The following is a 20,752-nucleotide window of genomic DNA, read 5'->3' as shown; positions in this document are numbered from 1 at the left end:
GAGCAGACCAGGGCGATGATGACGGCGAACATCATCGATGCGGACGACGCTGCTGCGTCTGAGGTTATGCGGAGGGATGTGGCATGAACCAGTGTCGGCATTTAGCTCGTGATGGTCCGTGAGGTCGTTACGCTGCTTGTTTTATCGAAAGGGCAGATACACCACTTCCGCGGACTTGACCGATGACATTTGACGTGATGGAAAAAACACTAAAAGCCATCGCCAAGGACGCCCCCGGCAGCGTGTCCACGGCCCGTACAGTGCTATCGAGCTACACCGCAGACCAGCTAGTCCGGGCGGGTGTCATCACCGCCAATCCCATCCGGGGCGTGAACCTAGATATTGCAGCACCGAAGCCCAAGAAGTCAGGCCGCCGCACACTCACAAAACCCGAATGGGATGCCGTCATTAAGCATCTGTTAACGCGGGATACCGAGCCACTGTTAACCCCCACCAAGCACAAGAACATCCGACAAAGCACCAAGAACATCCATGCCCGCATTGTGCGGCTCACTCTCCTCCAAGCCGTTTCAGGGCTGAGAATTGCCGAAGCCAATCAATTGCAGTGGAAGCACATCATCGACGGTGACGATGGCATGCTCATTAATGCCAGCGCCGATATTGTCAAGGGGCGAAAAGGCAAGGAAAGAGGGCGGTATATCCCTATCCTGAGGGCCGACGTAGCGGAATACCTGCGTACACACCGCGAGGACGACGAGCATTTCATCGTAGGCTCACCGACGACGACCGCGAGGCCCTGGGACGCGACGAACGCAGATGACAAGGTGCCCGAGCTATACCGGCAAATTGCAGAAGCTACAGGCGTTAAGATTCTTCAAGACCTCCGAAGCCACTCCTGGCGTGCGACGCTGCACGGTGTGTACGCGGACGTGATGGACCCAGCTACACGCGCCGCCATTTTCGGCCACACCGAGCAGGTAGCTGAGGAGTACTACAACGACCGCCAAAATATTGAATCACTCATGAGACAAGTCAAGCGCGCCTACGCGTAACTACGCTTAAGACTACGCGTAAGGCTCGGGATTTTGCGGGAATCACACGGAACACCAAGGAACATAAAACGCCCACACGCTGCATGTGCCCTAAGTTCATACCGAGACCCTGGGTGTCGCGGGTTCGAGTCCCGTCAGCCACCCCCAAGGAAACCCCCTGGCCTTAGAAATAAGGTCAGGGGGTTTCGTCATAGCACGGCACCTGGCATACGCTCGGCCCCCACACGGGGAAACCAGATGCGGAAATAATCACAACATATACCCGCCTGCCACCTGCGAGATAGCACTTATGATGTTTTAGAGGCCGTTGCCGCCTCACCCACTCAGCGAAAGGTTATCCCCATGTTCTCCATCGCCGGTTTGCTCTACCTTCTCCTCATCTCCCTGGGCGTGATGTAAGAAGCACCCCAAGCCTGGTTCCATCAGGTTTAACTAACGTTCCCACCGATTCCTGACCCCGATCATTCCGGTGTCAGGAATTTTTGGTGTGGCCACACAGGAGGCCACCCGTCGCCCGAACACGCCCCCAAGCAGTCTTTCCCCTAAGATTAATAATATCTAATGTCACGCAGGCGCTTATATTTCATGCCGATCTCCCGGCCATGTATTAGATATTTTTAATTCTTTACTTTAAAGGACTCAATGAATACACAGTCGGTAGTAGATATAGCTCTCCCGAAACAAAAGCTGAGTCTAAAAACTAAATCGAGCAATGGAAAGACCAGCTCATTAGAGTTCAGGCCCAGTAATCCACGGAGCTTTTGTTTTGAGAGAGCTATAGTTTAGAGATAGCGGAAGGAGAAGAACCCCAGTTCACCTGGTCTGAGGTTGCGCGGGGTTTCTACGCGGGCAGCTGTGAAGGCAATTTCGTTGGGTATATCGAACGAAATGCGCGGGGTGCTTTTGTCGCACACGATATGCAGTCCAGGGTCAGGGGAAAATTCTCCACCATCGATGACGCCATGGAGAACCTGACGGCGTTTTTCTTGTCTCCGAAAGAAGAGGTCTAGGGAAGATGTCGCTCACCAACCATGCCGAAAGCGCGCGTGACGCTGGCAAGCTGAAATATCTGGTCTACACCAGCATCGCCTCCCCTGACCTGACTGAGGAAGGTGTGCAGTCAATGCTGGCCACTGCCAGGGAGCATAACGCTTCGGCCGAGATCACCGGATTGCTCCTGTCCAGGACCGGTACCTTCATCCAGTTCATCGAAGGCTCCCCCGAGGAGATTGATCAGTTGATCTCCCGCATCCGCCGCGATGACCGCCATCAGGACGTCCGGGTAATCATCGAGGAACCTGTAGACCACCGGCGTTTTCCTGATTGGCGTATGGGATACCGGGTTCCCCTCGAACCCAATTCCCTCCGCCAGGCCAATGTGCGCGACAGCTTCACCGACATCACCTCCGACTCGAGGCGGGCTGTTGTTGAGAGAGCTGCCCAGGAGTTCTCCCTCTGGTTCAAGGTGACGGAAGCCTCCGGCGCCCACTAGCGCTTCCACGGCCCCTGAAAATGCAAGGAGGACCGCAACCCCCTACAGATTGCGGCCCTCGCCCCTACCGGATCCAGGCAAGAAAACTCCTGCGCATCCCACTCTAGAAATGGGACTGAATCCGTCCACCACCTTAACACCGCCTGAGACGGCGGGAAAACCACCACCGTGTATTACCCCGCGCCAATGCCCGCGCCAATGCCCACGCCGATGCCCGCCCCTGCACCAACGCCGCATCCTGGAGACGTCCGGGCGTCGTAAAGCTGGGGTTTCGTGGGTAGATTCGGTGCCAGATCCCACCCTGTCCCGGGGGTTATGAACCTGGTCACGAGGAGTTCCCCATGCCGAAATTCGCCGCCAATCTCTCCCTGCTCTTCACGGAGCTGCCCTTCCCCGAGCGGTTCGCCGCTGCGGCCGACACCGGGCTGTTCGACGCGGTGGAGTTCCAGTTTCCCTATGACCATGACCTGAAAGCGCTCACCCAGACCGCGCAGCGGGCCGGCCTTCCCGTCGCACTCATCAACGCCCCGCCGGGTGACACCTTCGGCCAGGCGGCCCTGAACTCCACCGATTTCGAGGCGTCCATCACCGAGGCGCTGCGCTACGCCACCGCGCTCGGCGCAGAGAAACTGCACGTCATGGCCGGCATCGCCGAACCAGCACCCGACACCACCGCCCTGTACCGCCGCAATATCGCCACCGCCGCCCGCATGGCCGCAGAGCGTGGCGTGCTCATCGTGGTCGAACCCATCAACTGCCACACGGTTCCGGGGTATTTCCTGCGCGACCTCGACCAGGCCACCGATCTCATCCGTAACATCCCCAATGTGAAGATCCTCTTCGACATCTTCCACATCCAGCAGATCCACGGCGATCTCACCCGTCGCCTCACCGCGCTGCACCAGCAGGATCTCCTGGGTCACCTCCAGGTGGCCGCCGCGCCCTCCCGCCACGAACCGGGTACCGGCGAAGTGGACGACGCGTACCTCTTTGAGCTTATCGACGCCCTCCCCTGGCCCGGTTTTGTCGGCGCCGAATACCATCCCGCCGCCACCACCGTTGAGGGACTCGGCTGGCTACAGCCATGAGTGACGTACCATTAGCCCGGTAGTGATTATCAAATCCAAGGAGTTTGCCATGGCATTGCCCACCCCGAGCCACAGTGCCCGCGCACTGGTCACCGGCGCCAGCCAGGGAATCGGCCTGGCGATCGCCCGTGATCTCGCCCGCTATGGACACAACCTGATCCTGGTGGCCCGCCGCGGTGAGGTCCTGCAGGAGATCGCGGATGAACTCGAGTCCCGTCACGGCGTGATCGTGGAGGTCCGTGCCGTGGATCTGGCTGACCGGGAGCAGCGCGCCGAGCTGATCGAGGAGATCCGGGAGCGTGAGATCAACATCATCATCAACTCCGCCGGTATCGCCAGCTTCGGTCCTTTCAAGGATCAGGACTGGGAGTATGAGACCGCGCAGTTCGATCTCAATGCCACCGCCGTGTTCGAGCTGACCCGCGCGGTGCTCCACGGCATGCTGGAACGGGGCACCGGTGCGATCTGCAATGTCGGCTCCGCGGCCGGCAACGTGCCGATCCCCAACAACGCCACCTATGTGCTCACCAAGGCCGGGGTCAACGCGTTTACCGAGGCCCTGCACTATGAGCTGCGTGGCACCGGTGTGGCCTGCACCCTCCTGGCACCGGGCCCGGTGCGGGAATCGGTGGTGCCGGAGTCCGAGCAGTCCATCGTGGACAAGGTGGTCCCGGATTTTCTGTGGACCACCTATGAATCCTGCTCCGCCGAGACCCTGCGTGCCCTGTCACGCAACCGTCGTCGCGTGGTGCCGGGTCCGCTATCCAAGGCGATGAACGCGATCTCCACCATCGCCCCCACCGCGGTGCTGTCCCCGGTCATGGGCTGGGTTTATTCGAAGATGAGCTAATAAGGAAACATTAATGTCTGACACTGTTGAAAACGGCGATAACTACCCGTCCGTGGCTGCCCGCGATGACCGCCTGGTGTGGGTCGATCTGGAGATGACCGGCCTGGATCTGGAACGCCATGTCATCGTGGAGGTCGCCGCCCTGATCACCGACGCCAACCTCAACATCCTCGGCGAGGGTGTGGATCTGGTGGTGCACGCCACCGATGAGGAGCTGGCCCGGATGGATGATTTCGTGACCAGGATGCACGATTCTTCCGGCCTGACCCCCTTGATCAAAGAATCCACCGTGTCCCTCAAGGATGCGGAGGATGCGGTGCTGGCGCTGATCGAGGAGCACTGCGACCCCACCCACCCGGCTCCGCTGGCGGGCAATTCCATCGCCACCGACCGGGCGTTCATCCGGGAGCAGATGCCCCGACTGGATGCCGCCCTGCACTACCGCATGGTGGATGTGTCCTCGGTGAAGGAATTGGCGCGCCGCTGGTACCCGCGCGTGTACTACAAGCAGCCCACCAAGGGCCTGGCCCACCGCGCACTGGCCGATATCGTCGAATCGATCCGCGAGCTGGACTACTACCGCCGGTCCTTCTTCGTGGCCGACCCCGGCCCCACCTCAGCGCAGTGTGAGGCGGATGCGGAGACCTCGGTCGCGCGTTTCGCCCACTACCTGGAGTAACGTCAGCGTCCCGACAACAGCCTGGTGAGCTCGTTGAGCATATGCACACGCCACCAGGCCCAGTCGTGGCCGCCGGTCACGGCGCGCACGCGGACATCCCGGATATCCCCGGAGAGGTCCTCGGCGAGTTTGTGCGACAGGCGCAGCATCTCGCTTTCATATTCGCCCGCCTGGAGGTGGATGGATACCCAGTTCTCCGCGGCGGAGAGCGCATCGGCGATGTCGAAACGCCACAGGCTCGGTGACTGCGCGATGGCGTGTCCGATCTCCCCGTCGGAGAGTGCGAGCGCCCACAGGCAGGCCAGTCCGCCGATGCTGGCGCCGGAGATGATCGTGTCCTCCCCGCTCGGGGACACGCGGTAGGTGGCGCGGACATGCGGGAGGATGGCGTCGATAAGCACATCCACCTGGCCGCCCGGCACGCCGACGTTCTCCCAGCGGTGCTCCACGTCGCGGGAATCGAGCATGACCACGTGCACGGGCGGCAGCGCACCGGAGCGGATCGCAGCATCGAGCTGCCGCGGCAGGTTGAGCGGGCCGTTCCAGTGCTGGCCGTCGAACAGGATGAGCAGCGGGGTGTTCTCGCTGGTCTCGGGCGCGTACACCCAGTACCGCACCCCGTCCACGACGTGCTCGTCGGTGCAGGTGCTTCGCGACGCCGCAGCCCACCGGTCAGCCAGCGCCACGGGGCCCTCCACGAGGGAGGAGTTCATGACGCGCCCGATGTTGCGCTCATCGAGGCGACCATCGGCCATCGCGGCGCGACGGATCTCCATGCGGCCGGTGGCCGCACGCCACGGCGGAGTCTCATCATGGTCCCAGGAGGTGATGGTGTAACTGGCGCGCCAGTCCGCCGGCATGCGCAGGGTCAGAGTCCACAGATCGGAGCCCTCGAGGCGGCGCATCTCCGAACCGGTGACATTGTCATGATCGAAGACACCGTTGGCCCACATGAGCACAGCTGTGGCCCCCGGGCTTTCCACCACCCAGGTGTACAGACGCATGTCAGGATCGCCCTCGGGATCCTCCGTGATGATGGGATTGGGCTGCGCGAGAGCCGCGACCGCCATGTCCCCGCACTGGCGGGCGGCCTGTTCCCCACCGATGCTCAGCGCCTGCGCCCAGGCCTTCTCAATGGGGCCCGGTACCCGCGCGGCGCGCAGATCCGCGGTGGGGAAGGTCACCGGAGACAGCTCGCGGTGGGTGCGACCGAAACGGTCCACCCACTCCTTCGTCTGCCTCAACGGTGGCATCTGAAAATAACCCTGGCCTTTACGATAATGAGCAATGTAGCTGCTGAACGTGCAACACCGGCAGTCAATCCCCTCTGCTAGCGCAACCGACATGGCTGGTGGTGCGCCGGAGAATGTCTGCCGGTTGAAAAACAGATAGTCAGTCTAGTTCAGAGATTTCATGCAGGCAATATTAATAGGAGACCGGGGATTTAAGGCCCCCGGGGATCACCAGGCCGAGGTCTCGTCGGCGTTGCCGTCCTTCCAGACCGACCATGGGATATTCCAATCACCCAGACCGTCATATCCACTCAGGGTGGAACCGACGGTGTTCTTCACGGTGACGATATCACCACGCTTGACGGTGTTCTGGAACCACTCCGCGGCCTCGGTGGTGACATTGATGCATCCGTGGGAGACGTTGCTGTTCCCCTGCTCCGCAACCGACCACGGTGCCGCGTGCACATAGATCCCGGAATAGGACATCTGGGTGGCGAACTTCACCGGGGTGCGGTACCCACCCTGGTCATACCCCAGACCGAAGGTGGTGGAATCCATGATCATCGATGGATTGCGGTCACCGATGATGTAGGTGCCGTTCGGGGTGGCCCACTCATCCGTGTCACGGCCCAGGGAGACCGGAATGGAGCGCAGCAGCGTGCCGTTGCGGTAGACGTCCATGGTCTTGGTGTTGTCATCGACCACAGCCTCGACGCGGTCGCCGATGGTGAAGTTGGTGGCGTTGTCGGAGGCACCCCAGACGCCACCACCGAGTTCGGTGCCGTAGAGGTTGGCCTCAACGGTGACCTCGGTGCCCGGCTCCCAGTACTCCGCCGGACGCCAGCGCACCTCGCTGTTGTTGAGCCAATAGAAACCGCCCTCCACCTCGGGCGAGGTGGTGACGGTGAGGGCCTCCTCCGCAGCCTGGCGGTCCGAGATCGGGGTGCCGAAACGGAAGGCGATGGTCTGACCGACCCCCACCACGGAATCCGCCAGTGGGGACAGTGCCACGGTGGTGGTGGCCGCCGGCTGTGCGGTGGAGAACACGGTGGTGCTGGTTTCACCGTTGCGGTCGGTGGCGGTGAGGGTATAGGTGCGGTTGTAGCCGAGCACCTCGGAGGTGGTCCAGGAACGCCGGTCGCTGCTGTAGTCAGCCTCCACCTCGTACCCCTGTTCATTGAGCATGGTGACCTCCTCGAGTCCGTCACCGAGGGACTTGACCACGACAGGCTCCGAGGGGTCAACGTCGGTGGCGTCATCCTTCACGGAGACAGCCGGTGCGGCGGGCTCAGTGGTGTCCCCCGCATCGGAGGTGGTGGTGTTCTCCTCCCCCTCCTGCGCATGACCACTGCGTTCAATGGTGCAACCACTGAGGGTGAGGGCACCGACCGTGAGAAGTGCCAATATCGAACCCGTGACAAATCCACGAACTCTCTTCAACTGTTTCGCCCTCCTGGCAACAATGCAATAAAGGTGGTGTGGTGAGACAAACCTCGAACCAACCACGGGATAACGCTACAAGCCCACATACCCCTCAACGCAACCCTCACGCGCACCATTCCAATACTTTCCCAAATTGTTAGCAGAAAGAAATAAAAGTCCAGACCGGCATGGGGGTCACTGGAGCCCCTGTTGGGCCATGATATCCCTTCCCCTATCGCGATACAGCCGTCTTCCGTTACCTACGAGAGCGCGGGGCACCCACCCTGCCATTGGCCTTGACCTGCAGATTTTACAACGAACGAAGACAGCTGATATATTTTTCCTCGTTGCAAGCGAGGTATTCATCTCACGCAGAACACGCGTCATTAGCTCAATTGGTAGAGCATCTGACTCTTAATCAGAGGGTTCGGGGTTCGATTCCCTGATGACGCACAGCGCAAGAGACAAACCGCAGCCGGTCATGCACAGGCTGCGGTTTGCTTCTTGAGAGCCTCTGCGGGTAAGTTCATCTCCAGCAGATACCATGCGTCATTAGCTCAATTGGTAGAGCATCTGACTCTTAATCAGAGGGTTCGGGGTTCGATTCCCTGATGACGCACCAGTTCAAACCCTCCGCCGGGAAATTCTCCGGGTGGAGGGTTTTTGCATGTCCCACTCTCCCCCGCCGGAATTCCCTACACTATGACTTATGGATACCAGCGCAGTCACCACTCCCCTTGCCCGCATCCGTGACACCTACCGCAGCATGGACCAACGGTGGCGCATCATCGGCACCACGAGTGCCGCGGTGGTGGGAACCGCCATCACCGGTTCGCTGGCCACCGACACCTCCTCCACCTGGTACCGCCGTCTGAACAAACCGGCCATCCAGCCACCCTCCTGGGTGTTCCCGGTGGCCTGGACGGCACTGTATGTGGACATCGCCACCGTGGTTGGTCGAAGCCTCGCGGACCTGAAGGAGCGTGGCGACGAAGCGGAGTACTCCGAATTGCGCACCTCACTGGCGATCAACCTTGTGCTCAACGCCGGCTGGAGTGCGCTGTTCTTCAAGGGTAAAGCCCCCGGACCCGCGACCGTGGAGGCGGCGGCCCTGGCGGTCTCCAGCGCTGACCTGGTTCGACGCAGCCGGGCGGCGAACCCCACCAGTGGCGCTTTCCTGCTGCCCTATGCGGCCTGGACGGCCTTCGCCACCGTGCTCACAGCCACCATCTGGTATCAGAACCGCTGACCGGTCCGCGGGGGTGGAACCTATGACCCCTGTTCGGCCACCTCGCGCAGACCCTGTTCGGTCTTGGCCACCTGAGCGTCGAAGACGGCCTTGACATCAGCCTCATCCGCATCCACGCCGGCGACCAGGATGTGATGGTGGCCCAGGTCCTTCAGCATCATGATGCTGGAGGATTCATTGCCGGGGGTCACCGTGATGTCGAAGATGAAACCGGACACATCGGACTCCAGTGGGGTGAAGGTGTACTCCGCACCGGTCTCCTCATCCTTGAGGGGTTCCTCGCACGCCTCGGCGATGTCGTTGTACAGCTGCGCCGGTGAGATATCGGTGGTGTCGGTGGAGAACTGCGCCACCGCCACACCGGTGCCATCCTCCCGCTGGAAGGTCCGGGCTGCTGATCCAACGGCCCCAAGTTCCGCAGATTCTGCTGCCTGCAGCGCCTCACCGCAGGCACCCTCGAATTTCTCAGCCTCAGCCACCACGACCAGCGGAATGGTTTCGCCCTCCAGCACTGTGTCATTGACCCCGGTGGCACCGGCCAGGCCGCTTTCCTCGTCGGTGAGTAACAGCTCCTGCAGTGCCGCACCGTCCTGGGCCTCCACGGAGTCCACCTCGTTGGAATCGGCACAGGCTGTCAGCACCAGCGCGAGGGTGAGACCACCGACCGTCACCGACGCTGGCCTGATAATTTTCCTGGTCATGGGCACTCCTGGGTAGTGGACGACATTCATGTCAAAGTTACCCCAACACCACGAACTCCTCCGGGTCATCGACCTGTGGAGACTCGGTGCCGTCGGAGAAGTCGAAGTCCGGCAGGATATCCTCCGGGTCATAGATGGCGATCTGGAAACCGTTGTCGCGGATGCGCCGGAGGCCCTCCTTGACCAGGCGGCGTCCCATGGGCCGGAACATCGGCACCCTGGAGATATCCAGCACAACCTTCTCGCCGGTGAAGTCGTGGTCGGTGACCGTGAAGAGGAAGTTCTCGGCTGCGGAGAAGTTCATCGCACCCTGCAGCTGGATGATGGTGGTGTCGCCGCGTTCCTCAATCGCACGTACCGCATGCTGCGTCAACAGTTCGGCGGACATCAGGTGCAGACCCATGTCCTCGGACAAGGCCTTGAAGATCTCCACACCGCGCACCGGGTTGCCCTGGGAATTCAACCGCGGCGAGAAGGTAGCCAGGCCGAGCTGGCCGGGTAGGACACCGACGAGCCCACCGGAGACACCCGATTTCGCGGGGATGCCGACCGTCGCCAGCCACTGACCTGCTTCGTCGTACATGCCGGCCGAGGCCATCGCTGAGAGTACGAGGCGGGCGACCCTGGCGTCGACAAGCTTCTCCCCGGTGAGCGGTTGCGTGCCGCCGGCCGCCAGCGTCGCCGTCATCACCGCAAGGTCGCGCGCGGTGACCTTCACCGAGCACTGCAGGGTATAGCTGAGCACCGCGTCATGGGCGTCATCCTCGATGATCCCGTAGTTGCGCAACATGTGGGCGATCGACAGGTTACGGTCAGCACCCTCGATCTCGGTTTCACTGAGCTGGCGGTCAATGTTGAGTTCACGACCCGCCAGCGCGGAGAAATAGGAGCGGATCTTCTCCACCCGGTCCTCCACCGAGGACTCCGACCCGTTGATCAGCTGGTTCACCGCTATTGCGCCGGCATTGATCATCGGGTTCATCGGCCGGTTGGTATTCCCGTCCAGGGACAACTCATTGAATGCCTCGCCGGACGGTTCCAACCCCACCGTGGCGAATACCTTCTCCGGGCCCTGCTCCTGGAGCGCGAGCGCATACGCGAACGGCTTCGAGATCGACTGCATGGTGAATTCATGCTCGTCATCCCCCGCACCGTAAATATGTCCATCCACCGTGCACATGGCCAGGGCCAGCGGATTAGGGTCGGCATCCTTCAACTGCGGAATATACTGCGCCACCTCGCCACTGACATCGGAGCGGACGGATTCCAGGATCTCCTCAAAATACTCGGGGATGGGCATGGTCAATGGATGGGTGCTCATGACTGTGTCCTTTGGTGTCCTTCGATGTTTTTCAGCGGGTGTTTCTCGGATGACGCATGTGGTACCCCCGCGCGTTACCTCAGCCACCTTACGGAAATCATCAACAGGACACTGTCCGGATACTGCCCGCACACCACCCCGGACGTGAGTCGCGGCGATATACTCAGGGCCATGACATACAGGGGTGACGGGGCTCAACCGGCAGTGGCGGGGTCACAGTCGGGGGAACAGTCGGGGGAACAGTCGGGGTCACAGTCGGGGGAACAGTCGGGGGCCCAGCCGAAGGCCACGATCTATGATGTCGCCCGTGTCGCCGGGGTCTCCCCCTCGACTGTGTCCAGGGCATTCACGCAACCGGGGCGCGTGAGTTACAAGACTGCGGAGAAGGTCCGCATCGCGGCCCGGCAGGTCGGTTACGGGGATGAGCTGGAAACCGGGGTGGATGCGCGGCCTGAATCCCGGGGGCTCGGGGCTCGGCGCACGGGTGTGATCGGCATGGTCGCCCCGGATGTCTCCAATCCCTTCTTCGTGGAGATCTTCCGGGGGGCTGAACACGCGGCCGCCGCCCAGGGCATGGTGGTCACCCTGCTCAACGCGAATGAGTCCACCTCGCGTGCACGCACCGCCATCGAGCGGATCACCCCCCATGTGGATGGACTGCTGCTGGTGTCCTCGCGGATGGATTCCAGCGAGATCCAGAAGATCGCCCGCACGGTGCCCACGGTGGTGGTGAGCCGTCCCATCTCGGGCATCCCGAGTGTGATGGTGGACAATTATGACGGGGCGGTCAAGGCCCTCGTGCACCTGGTTGATCAGGGGTGTCGCTCCATCACCTATGTCTCCGGCCCGCACCGATCCTGGTCGGATTCGACGCGGTGGCGGGGCATTGTCGACGCGGCCACCGCACTGGGCACCCTCACCGGTGACCATGGGGGAAGCGCCCCGCTGCCGGTGTCGCGGACCGTGACGATCCAACCGTCACGCATGCGGCATCTGGTGCGGCCGACGGTACGGCAGCTGCCTGCCGACGAACCCTCCCTGGTCGGTGGCCGGCGCGCGTTCGGGGAGTGGGCGAAGGAGCCTACCGACGCCGTCATCTGCTTCAACGACATGGTGGCGGTGGGCTTCATCCAGCAGGCTGAATCGACTGGTATCCGGGTCCCCGCGGATGTGGCGGTGGTGGGTTTCGACAACACCGAGATCTCCGTTCTGGTCTCCCCCTCACTGACCACCGTGGCTGCTCCCCTCCGGTCGGTGGGCCGGGTGAGCACCGCCAACCTCATCGCCATCATCAAGGGCATGAAGGCACCGCTGATGGCCAAACCCCGTGAACTACCCACCCGGCTCATCGTCCGGGAGTCCTCACTCCGGGTGGCTCCCTGACCCCTACCCAGCTCCCACTAGTGAATCGCATCACAAACGATCAGCTTCCCCGGTTGGACCACTGAAACTTTTGGCAACTAATTGAGTTCGGTCTGCGCACAGACCCAAAATGGTCATATGAGTAATTCACACGCTGCCCACCCGGACAGGCTCCTGCCTGCAGATCCCGAGACCCGGGATATCGCCCGTCGCCTCCTCACCTACGTTGAGGACCTTCCCATCATCTCCCCCCATGGCCACCTCGAGGCCTCCATGTTCGTGAAGGACGAGCCCTTCACCGACCCCACCTCCCTGCTCATCAGCCCGGACCATTACCTGACCCGCGTGCTGCATTCGGCAGGGGTTGATCTCGCTGATCTCCGCGTCGGCGGCACCGAGGGTAAAAACCCACGTGAGGCCTGGCGTATCTTCGCCTCCAACTGGGATCTCTACACCGGCACCGCCACCGGCTACTGGGTGGAGCAGGAGTTCGAGCATGTCTTCGGCATCAACCCCGACCGCCTCGGCGCCGAGAACGCCGATGATATCTACGATGAGCTCTCCGAGATCCTGGCCCGCCCGGATTTCCGCCCGCGTGCCCTGGCGGAACAGTTCAACCTGGAGATCCTCGCCACCACCGATGATCCCCTCGATGACCTGGCCGATCACAAGGCCCTGGCCCAGGACCCCACCTTTTCCCCGCGCGTGCTGCCGACCTTCCGCCCGGATGCCTACACCAAGATGTACAACCCGGGGTGGGCAGAGAAGACCACCAGGCTTATCGACGTCGCCGGTGACGGCAAGGCCGGTTGGGAGGGGTACCTCCAGGCAATGCGCAACCGCCGCCAGTACTTCATCGACCACGGCGCCACCTCCGCCGACCACGGTCTGCACGACACCGATACCACCCCCCTGTCCCACGAGGATGCCCAGCGGATCCTGGACAAGGGCCTGGCCGGCACCGCCACCCTCGCGGAGATGCGGGCCTTTGAGGCCAACACCACCTACCGGTTTGCGGAGATGTGCCAGGAGGACGGTCTGGTCATGACCATCCACCCCGGTGTCTACCGCAACCACTCCGCCTCCGCGCAGGAGAAGTTCGGCAACGACATCGGCGCCGACATCCCCTTCCAGATGGAATACGCCCGCGGCCTGCGTCCGCTGCTCTCCGACTTCGGTGAGAACAAGGACTTCCACTTCGTCATGTTCACCATCGACGAGACCGCGTTCTCCCGCGAGATCGCACCCCTGGCCGGTTACTACCCCGCCGCCTACGTGGGCGCCCCCTGGTGGTTCATCGATGAGATCGATGCGATGAACCGTTTCCGCGCCTCGACGACCGGCACCACCGGTTTCTCCCGTTACTCCGGGTTCATCGATGACACCCGCGCCTACTGCTCCATCCCCGCACGTCACAACACCTCCCGCCGCGTGGAGGCCAACTACCTGGCACGTCTGGTCGCCGAGCACCGCATCTCCGAGGCCCGTGCCTCCGAGATCATCGTCGATCTGATCGATGCCTCCCCGAGGAGGGTCTTCAAGCTATGAGTAAGCAACTCAACCGCACCAACGCCGGTATCACCGCCACCGCCCCGGCGCGTCTGGTCCACCTGGGTCTCGGTGCCTTCCACCGCGCCCACCAGGTCTGGTACACCCAGCGGGCCGAGGCTGATCCGGCGACTCCGGAATGGGGCTATGCCTCCTTCACCGGTCGCCGTCCCACCATGGCTGATGCCCTGGCGCCGCAGGATGGTCTCTACACCCTGGTTACCCGTTCCGGTGCGGGGGACTCCCCCGAGATCATCACCGCACTGGTGGAGGCGCAGCCCGCCGACAACCTGCAGCGCCTGGTGGAGCTCATGGCTGATCCGCAGGTCGCGGTGGTGACCCTCACCGTCACCGAGGCGGGTTACCACCTGGATGCCGCGGGTGAACTCGATGCGGAGGACCCCGCCGTGCGCGATGATATCGCCGCGCTGACCTCCGCCCATGACAATGTCCCGGTCACCGCACTGGTGACCGCGGCGGGCAAGATCATCCACGGTCTGGCTGCCCGGCGCGCAGCAGGTGCCGGCGGCCTGGCGGTGATGAGCTGCGACAACATCGCCGCCAACGGTGAGACCACCCAGGCCTCCATCCTGGGCATGGCCGACCGGGTCGACACCGAGCTGGCCGCGTGGATCCGGGAGCAGGTGAGCTTCCCCTCCACCTCCATCGACCGGATCACCCCGGCCACCGAGGCCACCCTGATTGCGGATGTGGAGCAGCAGACCGGTTTCCAGGACAACGCACCCGTGGTCACCGAGCCGTTTGCCTCCTGGATCATCCAGGGTGGGTTCCCCGCCGGGCGTCCGGCCTGGGAGAACGCGGGTGTGCAGTTCGTCGACGACATCGAGCAGTTCGAGCGTCGCAAGCTGTGGCTGCTCAACGGGTCCCACTCCCTCATGGCCTACTACGGCCAGCTCAGGGGTCATGCCACCGTCGCCGATGCCATCAATGACCCGGACTGCCGGGCACGGGTGGAGAAGCTGTGGGATGAGGCGGCCCGCCACCTCACCGCCGAGGGCTTGGACGTGTCCGGGTACCGGGCGCAGCTCATCGAGCGTTTCGAGAACCCCCGCATCGTCCACAACCTCGCCCAGATCGCCATCGACGGTGGCACCAAGCAGCGCATGCGTGCCGTGCCGATCCTCAAGGCCGAGCTGGCCGCGGGCCGCAGTGGCACCGGTGCCGCGTTCTCCGTCGCCGCCTGGATCGCCTTCGTCCTCGGAGCGGCGGATATCCGCGATACCCGCGCCGTGGAGATCGCTGCAGCGAAGGCCACCGCCGATCCGGTGCGCTCACTGGTTGCGGTCCTCGATGAGGAGTTGGCAGCCGATACCGCCACCGTCTCCCTCATCCGCTCCCACGTCGCCCTGGTTCAGGAATAGGACCGCCCACCATGCTCGCCCCGCAGCTCACTCCGACCCGGACTGTCCTCCCCCTGGATGGCATGTGGCGTTTCCGGGTGGACTGGAACAACGACGGAATTGATGCCGGATGGCAGAACTCCCGTCTGGATACACGCCACGAGATGGCGGTGCCCGCCTCGGTCAATGATGTCTTCGCCGACGAGGCGGTCCGCAACCACGTTGGTTGTTATTTCTACCAGCGTGACGTCCAGATCCCGATGGAGTGGGGTGACCGGCAGATCGTGGTGAGGTTCGGGTCCGTGACCCACCACGCGGTGGTCTTCGCCGGCGATACCGAGATCACCCGGTTCAAGGGTGGGTACATGCCGTTTGAGGCGGATCTCACCGCGCACGCCACCCTGGGCGGGACGGTGCGCCTGACCGTGGTGGTGGACAACCGCCTGGATTACACCTGCATCCCCCCGGGGCGCATCAATATCCTGGGTGATGGCCGCCGGGAGCAGGAGTACCTGCATGATTTCTACAACTACTCAGGCATCCACCGGTCGGTGCATCTGATCAGCCGTCCCCGCACGCATGTCTCCGATGTCACCATCACCACGGATGTCACTGCGGGTGATGCCGGCGCCACCGGTATCGTCACCTGGGATATCACCGCCGAGGGTGAGCCAGCCGAGGTCACCATCACCATCATCGACCAGCGCACCGACGAGCCCGTGGCCACCGGTTCCGGTCACGCAGGCTCCGCCACCATCACCGACGTCAACCTCTGGACGCCGGGTGTCGGAGGCCTCTACGACCTGGAGATCCGCCTGGTTGACCAGGACGGCACGCTGATCGACCTCTACCGCCAACACTTCGGTGTCCGCACCGTCGAGGTCGCCCACAACCAGTTCCTCATCAATGGCAGGCCCTTCTATTTCACGGGTTTCGGCATGCACGAGGATCACGAGACCGTGGGCAAAGGGCATGTCGATGCCCACGTTCTCCAGGACATGGAACTGCTCAGCTGGATCGGGGCGAATTCGCTGCGGACCTCGCACTATCCCTATTCCGAACAGTGGATGGATTACTGCGACCGCCAGGGCATCGTCGTCATTGATGAAACCCCGGCAGTGGGCCTCAACCTCGGGGTGGCCGGCGGTATCCTCGGCGGCACCGAAGTCCCTGCCACCTTCGGACCCGACACCCTCAACGATCAGACCCAGGCGCAGCACAAACTGGAGATCGAACGGCTCATCGCCCGGGACAAGAACCGTCCCAGCGTGGTGCTCTGGTCGATTGCCAACGAACCGGAATCCCAGACCGATGCCTCCCGCGAGTACTTCGCACCCCTCGCACAGGCGGCCCGCGACGCGGATCCCACCCGGCCTGTCGGATTCGTCAATGTCATGCTCGCCCCCTATGACCGCGACAAGATCACCGATCTCTTCGATGTCATCATGCTCAACCGCTACTACGGCTGGTACTTCCAGACCGGGGACCTGGCCAATGCCGAGCGCGAGATGCGCGCCGAGGTCGAGGGCTGGATCACCACACACCCCGGTAAGCCGATCATCTTCACCGAGTTCGGCGCCGACACCGTCGCCGGTCTCCACTCCATCTACCACCAGCCGTGGACCGAGGACTTCCAGGTGGCCTACCACCGGATGAACTCCCGGGTCTTCGACGCCTATGACGAGATCATCGGTGAGCAGATGTGGAATTTCGCCGACTTCCAGACAAAGGTCGGAATCGTGCGTGTGGACGGCAACAAGAAGGGCGCGTTCACCCGCGACCGCCGTCCCAAAGCCGTGGCCCGCTATCTGCGGGACCGCTGGAGAAAACTTGACGCCGCCGCCTACGGGCGTCGCGAGCCGAAACAGAACTAAATAATCCCCCTATCATGGTTTTCTTACAAAGGAGCAACCGTGTCCACCACAGCCACGTCACCGGTTAAGGCCGGTAGTCCCGGTCAGGGTCAGATGCCCGGTCACCGGGTACTCACCTACTCATTCGGTGATATAGCCAACAACCTCTCGTTCATGATGACCTCGATGTTCCTCATGGTCTACATGACCGACATCGTTGGACTGTCCGCCGGCGTCGCCGGCGCCATCTACGGCATCACCAAGATCTGGGCCGGTTTCGCCGACCTGATCGCGGGTAACACCGTCGACCGCACCAACTCCAGGTGGGGTCGCCTGCGCCCCTACCTCCTCTTCGGCCCGGCCCCCCTGGCCATCGTCTTCGTGGCCCTGTTCTCCACCCCGGCGAACATGAGCATGACGATGACGATCGCCTGGATCTTCATCTTCGATGCCCTCTATCAGCTGGCCTATTCCTTCATCAACATCCCCTATGGCTCCCTGGCCTCATCGATGACCCAGGACCCGGTTGACCGCTCCAAGCTGTCCGGTTCCCGCGCCATCGCCTCGGCACTGGCATCGGTGGCCCTGGCCTGGGTTGTCTCCCCACAGTTCCAGGACACCACGGCTGATGGTATCCGCCTGAAGTTCACCATCACCTGTATCACTCTCGCGGTCATCGCGGTCGTCCTGTACCTGATCTGTTTCGCCAATTCCCGGGAGGTCGTCCCGCGTGCGGCGGGTTCCATCTCCTTCAAGCAGACCTTCACCATGCTGAAGCAGAACCGTCCGCTGCAGGTCCTGCTGCTGGCGGCCCTGTTGTTCCTGACCTCGAACTTCGTGTTCAATGCGGTGGGTCTGTACTACGTCCGTTCGATCACGGGTAATGCCGGTTACTTCGTCTTCCTGCAGCTTGCGCAGACCGCCGGTACCATCCTGTTCGCCTCCTTCGCCCCGACCATCACCCGTCGATACGGCAAACGCAGCGGTTATATGCTGGCCGCTCTGCTGGCCGCCGTCGGTTACGGTCTGATCTTCTTCATCCCGGGCGGCACCCTCATGTTGGCTCTGGTCGCCTGGTTCTTCGTGGGCCTGGGTGTGGGTGGCTCCAACGCCATGATGTTCTCCATGCAGGCCGACACCGTCGACTACGGCGAGTGGGTCTCAGGTATCCGCTCCGAGGGTGGCTCCTATTCCATCCTCTCCTTCACCCGCAAGATCGGACAGGGTATCGGTGGCTGGGTCGGTGGCGCGGTCATCGGCGCCTACGGCTACGTCGCCGGTGCCGAAATCGTCGACGGTGACCAGATCTCCCTGGGTCTGCGTGTGGCCACCGGTGCCGTACCCGCCGTCCTGGCGGTCATTGCCCTGGCCGCCGCCTTCTTCTACCGCCTCGATGGTGACACCCACCTCAAGGTCGTCGATGAGCTGACCAAGCGTCGCACGCAGTCGTCGATTGCCTCCGCCAAGGGCGTCGACGCCGAACGCACCAAGGTCGGTGCCGCTGACCTGGGCGACGGTCGCACCACCCTGATGCGCAAGCCGGGTCTGCCCAACCCGCCGATCGTGACCCTGTTCGGTCAGCGTGGCTCCGGCGCCACCGATATCGGCCCACTGGTGGCGGAGCTGCTCGGTGTGAAGTACATCGACCAGAAGTTCTCCTCCAGGGAACTCGCCCAGGTGGACAAGACCACACTGCTCTCCGATTCGACCTTCGACCGCTTCCTCCGTGGCCTCTCCGGTGCGGGTGGGCAGGGCACCGAGCTGGGTGCCGCCATGGAGTCCGCCTCCAACCGGGAGATGGCCTCGACCAACACCTCCGAGGTCCTGGCGGATGTCGAAGACGGTGGTGTGATCCTGGGACGCAACGGTGCGCTGGTGCTGGGGCCGGTCGTCGGCACGCTGCACGTGCGTCTGGTCGCCCCGATGGATAAGCGCATCGAGCGTGTCATGCACAAGGCCGGTCTGTCCGCATCCGCGGCCGCCGAGCAGTGTGAGATCGAGGACCGTCTCCGCGCGGAGATGAGTCTCAAGCTCTACAAGTGGGATCCGAATGATGACGAGGAATACGACCTCACCATCAACACCGCATCGATCACCTACAAGCAGGTGGCCGAGTTGATTGCAGAGCTGTACCGCTCCAAGTACCCGGACAGTGTGACACCGTCCAGGTAATGCACCTCACCGTTCATCCCGCCAGCGCGCCCCGTTCTCCCCGCGCGCTGGTGGGATGTTCCCTTTTCACTCCCGCCCACGGATGCCGGTGTGAGTAATCACACCGCCGCAGCCGGGGAGTGGCCTTACTTTCCCCCACCAAACGCGGTATGATAGTACCATTAACTTCGGCGCATCGCCCCCGCAACCCCGCCTCGGTTGCACTGAGAAAGGAACTGTCACGATGGACACACAGAGCAGAAAAATAGTCGTCATGGGGGTGTCCGGCTGCGGTAAATCCACCGTGGGCGAACACCTCGCCGCGGAACTCGGCCTGGAGTACAAGGACGGTGATGAGCTACATCCCCAGTCCAATATCGACAAGATGGCCTCGGGACAGGCACTCGATGATGATGACCGCGCCTGGTGGCTCGTCCAGGTGGGCAAGTGGCTGCGCGACCGCGACAGCGGTGTCATCGCCTGCTCCGCCCTCAAGCGTTCCTACCGCGATCTGATCCGCACCAAGGCGCCGGGCACCATCTTCGTCCACCTGCACGGTGACTATGACCTGCTGCTGTCCCGGATGGATTCGCGTGAGGACCACTTCATGCCGTCCACCCTCCTGGACTCCCAGTTCGCCACCCTGGAGCCGCTCGGCGAGGACGAGGAGTCGAAGGTCTTCGACATCGCCCTCCCCATCGAGGAGATCGTCGCCGCGGCCGCCGACTGGGTGCGCAACAGGTAGCACACGCGCGCTTGTCGACGCCGCGTCCCCCACCGTGGGCGCGTGCGTGGCACCTCCAGTGCGTAAACTAAGGGGTCAGGTAACACACTTGGATACGTGAAAGGGCCCCACATTATGTCTCGCGCACTGATTCTCGTTGATGTCCAGAAGGATTTCTGTCCCGGAGGGACACTTGCCACCGCCCGGGGTGATGAGGTCGCGGGACTGCTCGGCGCCTTCCAGCTCTCCCACCCCCAGGACTTTGATGCCGTGGTGGCCACCCAGGACTGGCACATCGATCCGGGCAGCCACTTCTCCGACAATCCCGACTTCGTCGATTCCTGGCCCGTCCACTGCGTGGCTGACTCCGACGGTGCCGCCATGCACGAGAAGATCCACACCGATCGCATCGATGAATTCTTCCGGAAGGGCCAGTATTCAGCGGCCTATTCCGGGTTTGAGGGCACCGCGGTTAGCGATGACACCACACTGGTGGACTGGTTACGCACACGCGACATCACCGATGTGGATATCGCAGGGATCGCCACCGAACACTGTGTCCGTGCCACGGCCCTCGATGCGTTGAAGGCCGGTTTGAAGGTCCGGGTACTCACCGGTTTCTGCTCAGCCGTTGACCTGCAGGCAGGAGATACTGCACTGGAGGAGATGCACACCGCGGGCGCTGAGCTCATTTAGCCCAGCCCGG

General features: G+C 62.6%; 17 protein-coding genes and 2 tRNA genes. 15 read left to right on the top strand and 4 right to left on the bottom strand.

What is annotated here, in order from left to right:
• Nucleotides 1-182 precede the first annotated feature (182 nt).
• From H9627_RS13090 to orn, 5 genes are all read left to right on the top strand, one after another.
• Nucleotides 183-1,013 (top strand): tyrosine-type recombinase/integrase, encoded by an 831-nt coding sequence (locus H9627_RS13090; protein ID WP_225213859.1) that lies wholly within the window; start codon nt 183-185, stop codon nt 1,011-1,013.
• A gap of 1,015 nt (nt 1,014-2,028) precedes the next feature.
• Nucleotides 2,029-2,505: a BLUF domain-containing protein gene (locus H9627_RS13085; protein ID WP_191734464.1), complete on the top strand. Its 477-nt coding sequence runs from the start codon at nt 2,029-2,031 to the stop codon at nt 2,503-2,505.
• A gap of 341 nt (nt 2,506-2,846) precedes the next feature.
• Complete coding sequence (locus H9627_RS13080) at nt 2,847-3,593, top strand: hydroxypyruvate isomerase family protein (protein ID WP_191734463.1); 747 nt, start codon at nt 2,847-2,849, stop codon at nt 3,591-3,593.
• A 49-nt stretch (nt 3,594-3,642) separates the two neighbouring features.
• On the top strand, nt 3,643-4,443 hold the full coding sequence (gene cmrA / locus H9627_RS13075; RefSeq protein WP_191734462.1) for a mycolate reductase: 801 nt from the start codon (nt 3,643-3,645) through the stop codon (nt 4,441-4,443).
• A 13-nt stretch (nt 4,444-4,456) separates the two neighbouring features.
• Nucleotides 4,457-5,122: an oligoribonuclease gene (orn, locus tag H9627_RS13070; protein ID WP_191734461.1), complete on the top strand. Its 666-nt coding sequence runs from the start codon at nt 4,457-4,459 to the stop codon at nt 5,120-5,122.
• Between the two features lie 2 nt (nt 5,123-5,124).
• Here the strand turns inward: orn and H9627_RS13065 are convergent, their stop codons facing one another.
• Both H9627_RS13065 and H9627_RS13060 read right to left on the bottom strand, forming a co-directional pair.
• The gene (locus H9627_RS13065; RefSeq protein WP_191734460.1) at nt 5,125-6,375 is read right to left on the bottom strand and encodes an alpha/beta hydrolase; all 1,251 of its coding nucleotides are present in this window, start codon (nt 6,373-6,375) and stop codon (nt 5,125-5,127) included.
• A gap of 207 nt (nt 6,376-6,582) precedes the next feature.
• Nucleotides 6,583-7,758: a L,D-transpeptidase gene (locus H9627_RS13060; RefSeq protein WP_225213858.1), complete on the bottom strand. Its 1,176-nt coding sequence runs from the start codon at nt 7,756-7,758 to the stop codon at nt 6,583-6,585.
• Nucleotides 7,759-8,156: 398 nt separating this feature from the next.
• Between H9627_RS13060 and H9627_RS13055 the strand changes: the two genes are divergently transcribed.
• The 3 genes from H9627_RS13055 (at nt 8,157) to H9627_RS13045 (ending at nt 9,025) form a co-directional block, all read left to right on the top strand.
• A tRNA-Lys gene (locus H9627_RS13055) sits at nt 8,157-8,229 on the top strand.
• Between the two features lie 93 nt (nt 8,230-8,322).
• Nucleotides 8,323-8,398, top strand: a tRNA-Lys gene (locus tag H9627_RS13050).
• Nucleotides 8,399-8,485: 87 nt separating this feature from the next.
• On the top strand, nt 8,486-9,025 hold the full coding sequence (locus H9627_RS13045) for a TspO/MBR family protein (protein ID WP_318247800.1): 540 nt from the start codon (nt 8,486-8,488) through the stop codon (nt 9,023-9,025).
• A 20-nt stretch (nt 9,026-9,045) separates the two neighbouring features.
• Here H9627_RS13045 and H9627_RS13040 read toward each other — a convergent pair whose 3' ends face one another.
• Nucleotides 9,046-9,726, bottom strand: coding sequence for a hypothetical protein (locus tag H9627_RS13040; protein WP_225213857.1), 681 nt, complete (start codon nt 9,724-9,726; stop codon nt 9,046-9,048).
• 37 nt (nt 9,727-9,763) lie between these two features.
• Entirely contained in the window at nt 9,764-11,047 is a 1,284-nt protein-coding gene (locus H9627_RS13035) for a glutaminase (protein WP_191734457.1), read from the bottom strand.
• Nucleotides 11,048-11,218: 171 nt separating this feature from the next.
• Here H9627_RS13035 and H9627_RS13030 point away from each other — a divergent pair, with 171 nt between their 5' ends.
• The 7 genes from H9627_RS13030 to H9627_RS13000 all read left to right on the top strand — a co-directional run bounded on the left by H9627_RS13030 (nt 11,219) and on the right by H9627_RS13000 (nt 20,742).
• On the top strand, nt 11,219-12,430 hold the full coding sequence (locus H9627_RS13030; protein WP_225213856.1) for a LacI family DNA-binding transcriptional regulator: 1,212 nt from the start codon (nt 11,219-11,221) through the stop codon (nt 12,428-12,430).
• Between the two features lie 117 nt (nt 12,431-12,547).
• Nucleotides 12,548-13,957: a glucuronate isomerase gene (gene uxaC, locus H9627_RS13025; RefSeq protein ID WP_191734456.1), complete on the top strand. Its 1,410-nt coding sequence runs from the start codon at nt 12,548-12,550 to the stop codon at nt 13,955-13,957.
• Nucleotides 13,954-15,339: a mannitol dehydrogenase family protein gene (locus tag H9627_RS13020; protein WP_191734455.1), complete on the top strand. Its 1,386-nt coding sequence runs from the start codon at nt 13,954-13,956 to the stop codon at nt 15,337-15,339. Before uxaC ends, H9627_RS13020 begins: the two co-directional genes overlap by 4 nt.
• Before the next feature lie 11 nt (nt 15,340-15,350).
• Complete coding sequence (gene uidA, locus H9627_RS13015) at nt 15,351-17,192, top strand: beta-glucuronidase (RefSeq protein ID WP_191734454.1); 1,842 nt, start codon at nt 15,351-15,353, stop codon at nt 17,190-17,192.
• 39 nt (nt 17,193-17,231) lie between these two features.
• Entirely contained in the window at nt 17,232-19,343 is a 2,112-nt protein-coding gene (locus H9627_RS13010) for a cytidylate kinase family protein (protein WP_318247799.1), read from the top strand.
• Nucleotides 19,344-19,566: 223 nt separating this feature from the next.
• Nucleotides 19,567-20,067 (top strand): gluconokinase, encoded by a 501-nt coding sequence (locus H9627_RS13005; protein ID WP_191734453.1) that lies wholly within the window; start codon nt 19,567-19,569, stop codon nt 20,065-20,067.
• 114 nt (nt 20,068-20,181) lie between these two features.
• A complete protein-coding gene (locus H9627_RS13000; RefSeq protein WP_191734452.1) occupies nt 20,182-20,742 on the top strand; it encodes a nicotinamidase in 561 nt (186 codons plus the stop codon).
• The last annotated feature ends 10 nt before the right edge of the window (nt 20,743-20,752 follow it).

Source organism: Corynebacterium gallinarum, assembly GCF_014837045.1.
GTDB classification, from domain to species: domain Bacteria; phylum Actinomycetota; class Actinomycetes; order Mycobacteriales; family Mycobacteriaceae; genus Corynebacterium; species Corynebacterium gallinarum.
The sequence above is the reverse complement of the archived record's forward strand: the minus strand, read 5'-3'. Positions and strand labels throughout refer to the sequence as shown.